At 57.4% G+C, this 2,616-nt stretch carries 1 protein-coding gene; it reads left to right on the plus strand.

Translation table 11 applies throughout. The annotated features are described in order from the left end of the window. Positions 1–2,616, plus strand: a 2,616-nt coding sequence (locus N5096_RS16175; protein WP_267665812.1) for a PAS domain S-box protein, incomplete at both ends; no start/stop codon positions are given.

Below are 2,616 nucleotides of genomic sequence, written 5' to 3' on the forward strand. Positions count from 1 at the left end.
TCGGCACCTATCTCGGGCTCCTCATCGTTAAGCTCACGAACCCGCTGTACGGACTGTACGTCTCGACGGAACTACAGCAAAGCCCGTATCTACACCTCGTGGTTGAGCCGCAGTTGCTCTACTGGGTCTCGTTCTCGCTCACGTACGCACTCGTGGCGCTCAGTTTCTATTGGCTACTCACGACGCTGCGTGAATCGGCGTTTCCAACTGGGAGTCTCGGGGCGCTCGGAGTTCTCGCGCTGTCACCGATCATACCGCGGTTGGCTGTCACCACGCTCCCGACCGAGCTGCTACCGCCTATTATGCTGGGATTGAGCTTCGAACCGGTCGGCGTGACCGCGTTCCTCGCAGGAGTGTTGGTGTTCGTTGAGAAACCGTTCCGGCAGATCGAGCAGTCCGCTCGCTCACGATTCTTCGAGGAAGCCGACGACGCGACGTTCTTGTACGACACTGACGGCGAACTCATCGAAATGAACACACAGGGACAAGAGTTACACTCAGCGACCGATGCTGACCTTACGACTGTCGAGGCGTTCGAGCGGGCATTCAGTCCGATTGACGAGCTCGATGATACGGATCCTGTCCCTGTGGAAGTTGATGGCTCCACCCGATACTTCGAGGTAATAACGAACCGGATGGCCACCGGAGCTGAACTTGTCGGGACGGTCGCAACTGTTCGGGACATTACCGAGCGGCGAGCGCAAAAGCGCGAACTCGAGGAGCGGAACAGAGAGCTCGAACTGAAAGAGCGAGCAATGGACGAGGCCACCGTCGGGATCACGATCAGCGACCCCGACCGCGAGGACAATCCGCTGATATACGCTAACGACGGGTTCGTCGAACAGACCGGCTACACCAAAGAGGAAACACTCGGACGGAACTGTCGATTTCTTCAAGAAGACGATAGAGATCAGGAGGCGCTTGACGAACTCCGTGAGGCGATTGCCGCCGAAGAACCGGTGACTGTCGACCTGCGGAACTACCGCAAAAACGGCGAGCAGTTCTGGAATCGGTTGTCGGTGACGCCGGTGTACGATGACGGCGAATTGGTCAACCACATCGGTGTCCAGCAAGACGTAACCGATGAAGTGCGCCGCAAACAGCGGTTGTATGAGGAACGCGAACAGTTCCGCCTGCTAACCGAGAGCGTCGACGAGTACGCCTTTCTCATCGTCGACGAGGACGGAACCGTTCAAACGTGGAATACCGGTACCGAGGACCTCTTTGGGTACGACGGTGACGCGGCGGTCGGAATGTCGATAGCTAAGCTCTATCCTGAGTCCGACCGCGAGTCCGGCCTCCCGAAGCGGTTGATGCAACAGGCGCGTCTCGCCGGCGAGAGCGCCCACGAGGGCTGGCAAGTTTGCGCCGACGGATCAGAGTTTTACGCCGACGTCCGGTACGCACCGCTCGAATCCGACGACGGGGTGTTTCGCGGGTATGCGATGATTGTCCGCGACATGACTGAACGCCGTCGCCAACGGCGCCGAACCGAGCGATTCGTCGAAGAGTCCGAAGATGTCGTTACAGTCCTCGATCCCGACGGGACAATCACCTACACCAGTGGGTCGGTGACGCGGGTGTTCGGCTACGACCCCGACGCCCTCGTTGGCGAGAATCTCTTTGATTACCTCCACCCTGATGGACGTGAGCATGCGATGGAGGCGTTCTTTACTTCTCTTGAGGAAACCGAAAGTGTCACAGCAGAGTGTCGACTCAAATCTCCGGATGGCGAGTGGTTCAACATCGAAAGTCGATACCGGAACATGCTCGCGGACGACGCCATCGACGGAGTGATCGTCTACCTCAGGGACGTGACCGAAGCCAAAGACCGTGATCGGCGGTTCGAGAGCATCTTCAACCAGACGTTCCAGTTCACGGCCTTGTTGGACACCGACGGGACAGTCATTGAAATCAACGACGCCACCCTCGAGTTCGGCGGGTTCGAGCGCAGCGACGTCGTCGGGAACCCCTTTTATGAGGCCCAGTGGTGGACACACTCCGAGACAGTCTACGATCGGGTTCAGGACGCAATTGAGCGGGCCAAAAGCGGGGATTTCGTCCGCTACGAAACGGAAGTGCGGGGCGCTAACGGCCTCGCAACAATCGACTTCTCGATAAAACCCGTGACAGATGAGGACGACGACATTACCCTACTCGTTGCTGAGGGACGCGATGTCACGGCCCAGCAGCGGTATAGTCGCCACTTGAACGTCATGCAGCGCGTGATGCGACACAACATGCGGAACGACTTGACAAAAGTCCGAGGCTGGACAGAGCTGATGAGCAGAGAGACGGACGCCGAAAAACGGGCAGAACAGTTCGAAACTGTCGAACCGATTCTTGACAAGTGGGGGAAGATGATAGAGAAGATGAAACAAATAAAACGAGTCCTCGATCCGGAAGGTGGTGGAGCAGCCACGACAGAGGCTGGCCCACTGATCGGAGAGGTTGTTAGTGAAATCCGAGAGGAACACGAGGACGCAACGATCTTGACTGAGACATCTAACAACGGGTCGGTACAGTTACAGACGACGCTCGGAGAGGCTATCCGTGAGTTGGTAGAAAATGCCGTGAAGCTGAACGATAACACGACAGTCGAGATCGAACTCGTCG

Source organism: Halorubrum yunnanense, assembly GCF_026586675.1.
In the GTDB taxonomy this organism is placed as follows: domain Archaea; phylum Halobacteriota; class Halobacteria; order Halobacteriales; family Haloferacaceae; genus Halorubrum; species Halorubrum yunnanense.